At 56.4% G+C, this 6,153-nt stretch carries 7 protein-coding genes; all 7 read right to left on the minus strand.

Features of this window, described 5'->3' with window-relative positions:
• On the minus strand, positions 1-363 hold a 363-nt coding region (locus NTZ04_03960; GenBank protein MCX5991471.1), incomplete at its 3' end, for an acyl-CoA dehydrogenase family protein.
• Positions 364-408: 45 nt separating this feature from the next.
• Complete coding sequence (locus tag NTZ04_03965; GenBank protein ID MCX5991472.1) at positions 409-1,602, minus strand: acyl-CoA dehydrogenase family protein; 1,194 nt, start codon at positions 1,600-1,602, stop codon at positions 409-411.
• A 26-nt stretch (positions 1,603-1,628) separates the two neighbouring features.
• Positions 1,629-2,111: an OB-fold domain-containing protein gene (locus tag NTZ04_03970; GenBank protein ID MCX5991473.1), complete on the minus strand. Its 483-nt coding sequence runs from the start codon at positions 2,109-2,111 to the stop codon at positions 1,629-1,631.
• A gap of 68 nt (positions 2,112-2,179) precedes the next feature.
• The gene (locus tag NTZ04_03975; GenBank protein ID MCX5991474.1) at positions 2,180-3,346 is read right to left on the minus strand and encodes a thiolase family protein; all 1,167 of its coding nucleotides are present in this window, start codon (positions 3,344-3,346) and stop codon (positions 2,180-2,182) included.
• A 45-nt stretch (positions 3,347-3,391) separates the two neighbouring features.
• Positions 3,392-4,528: a thiolase family protein gene (locus tag NTZ04_03980; protein ID MCX5991475.1), complete on the minus strand. Its 1,137-nt coding sequence runs from the start codon at positions 4,526-4,528 to the stop codon at positions 3,392-3,394.
• Between the two features lie 41 nt (positions 4,529-4,569).
• Entirely contained in the window at positions 4,570-5,046 is a 477-nt protein-coding gene (locus tag NTZ04_03985; GenBank protein ID MCX5991476.1) for a Zn-ribbon domain-containing OB-fold protein, read from the minus strand.
• Between the two features lie 153 nt (positions 5,047-5,199).
• Positions 5,200-5,637: a MaoC/PaaZ C-terminal domain-containing protein gene (locus NTZ04_03990; GenBank protein MCX5991477.1), complete on the minus strand. Its 438-nt coding sequence runs from the start codon at positions 5,635-5,637 to the stop codon at positions 5,200-5,202.
• Positions 5,638-6,153: the final 516 nt, after the last annotated feature.

Raw genomic sequence — 6,153 nt, forward strand, 5'->3', positions numbered from 1 at the left:
CCATTCCTTCTTTGACTCTTCGCTGCCAAAGCTGATAATGGTGGGGCCGACGATCAGCGTGGCAATCCCGGGACCGGGTGCTCTATGATAGCTCAACCGTTCATGGAAGATGGCCTGTTCGATGTGGGAACGCCCTGCGCCCCCATACTCCTTCGGCCACGAAATAGTGAGCCAGCCTTTCTCTCCTAACCGACGTCTGAACTCTTCTCCAGCGGGAGTCAGTTCCTCGAAATCCGGAATTGTGCCGTATCCGCCGGGCCAGTAGTGGCTCTCCTCCGCCCAGTTCGCCGGAAGCTCTCTTCTTGTGAAGTCATCGACTTCCTGCCTGAATGCCTCTTGCTGGCTGCTCAACTGGAAATCCATCTCTTCTTTCCACTCCCACCGAGTCACAGCATCATCTGGGCCAAGTCATTGCTGACGGGGTAATCCCAGCCCTCTCATGGCGACGATGTTCCGTTGAATCTCGTTGGTGCCTCCGCCAACACCTATGGATATGCAGCTTAAGTATGTTCGCATCATCCTAGCTCCAGCGATAGCCCATTTCGAGTCTTGGCTCAATTCACCATAGTGACCCAAAACTCGCATTCCGACGCTTGCTGTGTGTCTCATGAGTTCGCTTGAGAACAGTAATGACATGGAGGACTCATAGCTAGGGTGAAGGCCTTTGGCATACATCCAGGCGATACGGTAGCACATCATTCGCAGAACCTCGTTCTCTACCACCAGCTCTGCTAACTCATCTTTTATCAAAGGGTCGTCGTCATCACTAGTGCCGGAGTGTCTAGCTTCCTTCGCGTACTGTATCAATTCCTCGATGAGGCGTTGGTTCCCAGCAGCTGTGCCGATCATGGAGCGCTCATAATCGAGCGCCATCGCCAGCTGGTACCATCCATTGTTTCTCTCGCCGACCAGAGCATCCTTAGGTACACGTACATCGTCAAGGAAGACCTCATTGAATGAATGTTGGTTCAGGATGTTTATGAGAGGCTTGACGGTTATGCCAGGGGTCTTCATATCGATGATGAACATACTGATGCCTCTATGCTTGGGCGCGTTGGGGTCGGTTCTTGCCCCCAGCCAGCAATAGTTGGCATAGTGCGCAAAACTGCACCACGTCTTCTGCCCATTGATCACCCAGCTATCACCATCCTCTACAGCTCGCGTTTGAATAGACGCGAGGTCTGAACCGGAGTTGGGCTCACTGTATCCCAGGCAGAAGCACGACTCTCCCTTCGCTACTTCAGCAAGATACTTCTTCTTCTGCTTCTCACTGCCAAAAAGCAACACGGCACCACCCACCCAGTTCACCGATATCTCCATCTCGATACCTACCGGAGCCCTGTGGTAGTACAATTCCTCAGCTAGGACAAGCCGTCTCACGTGGCTCATCTCCGAGCCTCCGTACGCCTTGGGGTATGCTGGTGCCAGCCAACCCTTATCGCCCAATTTGCGTTGGAACTGACGCAGAAGGGCCCACGACTCCTCGGTTTCCTCCCACAATCCAGGATCCAGTTCAGTCCACCTAGGTGGGATCTCTTCTCTTAGCCACTGTCTTACCTCTTGGCGGAATGCCTCTTCCTCTACCGAGAATCTAAAGTCCATGCTCATCCTCCCTGCTTTGAGGCTCTCTACACATCCTTGATAATGCTGAAATGGTCGATGTCGTGGAAATAATCGCCCGTCCTGGTATCGCTGAACACTGCCCGCAATCGCATACCTGCCTTGATCTTCTTCTCATCAGTCTCATCCAGGCGATGCACAATATTGGAGTCGGCGCCGTCCAGCCTGATGAATGCTGCGGTAAAAGGAATCTTCTTCTGTTCACCATTTGTTGTATCAATATAGGGGAAGTTCGTCACCGTAAAGGCGAGCAACGTGCCTTCATGACCGACCGGCACGAACTCCTCCATCTTCACGAAGCAGTCCCGGCATACGATGCGGGGAGGCACGTAGACCTTGCTGCACTGGGGGCACTTCACACCGACTAGGCGTTTGTTATCCCTCAGTTCCTTGAGAAACCGGCTGTAGTAGAACCCGGCGTGGTAGCTGTAGGGCATGTCGAGCGTGGAAGCTATGCTCAGTGGCTTCACTTCTCTGCCTTCTTCTGCCATGACACCCTCTCCCTCCGCTATCGCACCTTGACGTGCGCCATACCCGTTCCAGGCCCACCCACCGCTTGCTAGTCAAGGTGCGTCGTCGAACTGAGTACTGTGACATCAGACCAGAAGCAACCGCCAAATCCGGTGGCGAGTGCCGCCTTCGCACCGGGCACCTGCTTCTTCTCTGCTTTGCCCATAACCTGAAAGGCGGCTTCGCCTATGCGGAGCAGGCCGGTAGCTCCGATCGGATTCGTCGCCAGCACACCACCGGAAGGGTTGATGGGCAACTTGCCCTCAATGTCGGTCTCCCCGCCTCTGATGAGACTCGGGCCATTGCCCTCACCGCAGAGCCCCAGCGCCTCCATCCAGGTCACACCGGCTGTGGATGCGGGTATGTAGAGTTCGGCAACGTCAAACTGTCTGAACGGCTCGGTGATGCCAGCCATCTTGTAGGCCTGCTTCGCCGCAATCTCCAGGGATGGCAAATTGGCCAAGCCAATCCCATCGGCCAGATGGACCAGAATGTGACAGTCCCCCACGCCCAGTACCCATGCTGGACTGTCCACGATCTTCCTGGCTCTGTGCTCCTCGGCAAAGATCACGGCGCACGCGCCGTCACTGCGCGGACACATGTCGAGCAGCTTCACGGGGTACGAAACATAGGCAGACTTCATCACGTCGTCAACCGTCATCATCTGGCGGAGGTGGGCGTAAGGGTTGTACAGTGCCGCATTGTTGTGGTCACGCACCGAGACCAGCGCCGCGTCCTCCTCTGTGGCTCCGTATTTGTTCATGTAGGCCGTGTATTGCGCCGCCAGAGGCCCTATGGCTCCGGCAGTGAACTCCCTCTCAGTTATGGGGTCAAAGCAGGTGGATATGGCTGCCGTGGTGTCGGATTCCGAGTTCTGCTCCCAGCCGATGACCAGCACCGTATCGAATAGCCCCGATGCCGCGTGGTAGAACCCGGCATGCCCTATGGCACTCCCGGTAGTGCCGCCAGTGGTAACCTTCATTATGGGCTTCATATACCCGCCCGAACCGTCCACACTCCACATATCCACGCTGTTGATGGATTCAAAGTGGTCCATGTTACCGATGACAATAGCATCGATGTCCGCCATGGTCAGCTCAGCGCTTTCCAACGCCCTCCTAACCGCGATAGCGATCAGTTCCTGACCACTGCACTCAGTGTTCCTGGACTTGTGATGCGTCTGACCGAAGCCGACGACCCCCACTCTTCGAATCATTGCCATTGCCTCAATGGTCTCTTTCTCAAGAGGGGAGCCACCCCCTCATTTCGCCAGCACGAACACACAATGCCCCTGTCCACAGGCGCCCTCAATGCCGTGCGCCAGAGCTACCTTCGCCCCATCGACCTGCCTAGCTCCCGCCTCACCCCTGAGCTGCAAGACCGCCTCGGCGATTCGTGCCAAACCTGCTACCTGCACTGCATGCGCCGACAGCACCCCGCCTGATGGGTTTACTGGCAGGTTGCCCTTCATCTCAGTCACGCCCCTGTCTATCATGGCCCCGGCCTCACCCTGGCGACAAAGACCTAGCCCCTCCATCCACATCAGCTCCATGTAAGAGAAGGCGTCATAGAGCTCCGCGACGTCTATGTCCTTCATCGGATCGTTGACCCCCGCCATATCATAGGCGCGCTTGGCGGCCGCCTCCAGCGCGGCGGTGTCGGCCAGGTCGCGGTCACCTAGATGATAGGCATCAGCGCAGTGGCCAACCCCCTTTATCCAGACGGATTTCCTGCCCTTCTTCTTTGCCATCGACTCATCCGCCATCACTATCGCGCAGGCGCCGTCGGACATGGGGGAAGCATCCAGCAGCTTTATCGGGTCTGCCAGAACCCTGGACCTGAGCACGTGCTCGACGCTTATGTCGAGCGGTAGATGCGCGTAGGGATTATTCCTGGCGTTTCCGTGGTTCTTGACGGAAACCCTGGCGCACTGCTCCTCCGTCACGCCGAACTTCGACATATAGCGCCGCATCTGCAGTGCCGATGAGTTGATGGCATCGAGCCCCAGCATGCGCTCGTAGACCGGATCGAACATGGCATTGGTGATCACGGACGGAATCCCCTCTGAGGTCTTGCTCTGGGCCACAACCAGCGTCACCCGATGATGCCCTGAGAGAATCCGCATGAGTCCCATCAGCGCGCCGTAGGTGCCGTCACCCTCGACGTTTGTTGTCGGTACTCTGTGAGATCCAGTAGCTTCCGTGATCGCCATGGAGGAGATGGTGCGGCCATCCCAGAAGTCGTTGCAGACCGTAATGGTGTTGTCTATGTCATCGATCGAAAGACCCGCATCTTCCAGGGCATTGCAGGTGACTTCATAGGCCAGTTCGGCATGAGATGCCGGGTTGTACCGCTGATACTTCGTTTGAGCTAACCCTATGATGGCCACTCTGTCCACAGTACTTCTCCGTCAACGAAAGGCCTGCGTGCAGGCACCGGTCATGTTTCTAGGGGTCTGAAGTATTCGATGTCAAGGTAGTTGCCTTGCCGCTTCTCGCGAAACACTGCCTGCATCCTCATCCCGACCGTGATTTCGCCTAGGTCCACTCCACCAAGCAGATGCACCAAGCCAGTGTCGGCACCATCGAGCTTGACTATGCCCATGGCAAAGGGTGGCCTCTGCGGCTGAATGCTCGGCACAGCGTATCGAGTCACCGTGAAGGTCATCAAGGTGCCGATGCTGCTGACCTCCACCCACTCATCCATCATGCGATAGCACCGCGGGCACGTTTCTCTGGGCGGCAGATACACCAAGGAACACTGGGGGCATCTCGTGCCCCAGATTCTGCGGTTGTCCTTCAATTCCTGATAGAACCTGCTCCCCGCTTTTCCGGCATGCCATTTGTAGGGAAGCTTGATCCGGCTCGGGTACATCAGGGTGCCGGTATCGCCCAACTCCTCGCTTGTAACGGCCATCGGTGGACTCCTTTACGCTAGTCGTAACCGGTGCGCTCGTTGCGCTGCCAATGTCCAATGCTTGATATCGCGGAGAGCCATGCCTTCGAACACACGCCGCGTAATGAAGGCAATTCCCGTGAGGCCTGCGGCACCTGGCAACGACATGTTCACCTATCCCGACTTCGGCTTCCCGGCGATGAACGCCTTCATCGTGGAAAGCGTCACGGGCTCTCCCCTCTGATTCTTCACCGACTCCTTCAGTGTGACAACTCCACCCAGCTCACCTTTGTCCTGCTTGTCGACAACCTCGAGTTCCACGTGTATCGTGTCGCCTATCTTGGTCGGTGCCGTGAATCTCACCTTGTCCATACCATAGAAGGCAATGATCGCCATGTCGTAGAGGGGCAGAAGCCCGTTTGCCACTGACAGAACCAACAAGCCGTGGGCTATTCTTTCTCCAAAAGGGCCCTTCTTCGCGTATTCAACGTCGGTGTGCAACGGATACCAGTCTCCGGTCAAAGCGGCAAAACTGACGATGTCAGTCTCAGTAATGGTTCTGGCCCGGGTCACTACCGTTTCGCCAACCTGGAAGTCTTCGAAGTACTTCATACAGCCTCCTTCCAGAGCATGTTCTCTTTTAGGGCCTTGAAGACGCTAGTCTGGCAAATCGAGCGCGGCTTGACCAATCCCCCCACAAGCCAGGGTCTCTGAGGTGCCGCCTTCGGACGACCCGAAGTCAGTCCAGCGGCATTGCCGACATTCTATCCCAGCAAGAGAAGCGGCGCAAGCCTCCCCGTCCATCCCTGTCCATCCCGAATCCGTGGATTCTTTGATGGTGGGGAAGGTTTGGAGTGGTTTTGGCCAGATTGCAGCGGTTCTTGCAGGTCTCTGGCCTGACGGTTCACCAGCTTGAGGCGGTTTCCCGCCAGTTATGTCTTGTTAGTGGGGGCTAGGCCTCCTTTTGGGCAAAGATTATCCATAGATCACCACCTCCCTCAAGACGTTGTGGTCTGTCTTCAGCAAACCGGTGGGCTGAGCGTCATGGCCCGCTCTTGAGCGGCGCGAATCAGCACTACCCATATCTCCTCCAGTATCTTCAATATCACCCGCCTGGCATGATGTACG

The sequence above is a fragment of the Chloroflexota bacterium genome, from assembly GCA_026389585.1.
Lineage (GTDB): Bacteria > Chloroflexota > Dehalococcoidia > UBA2247 > RBG-13-53-26 > JAPLHP01.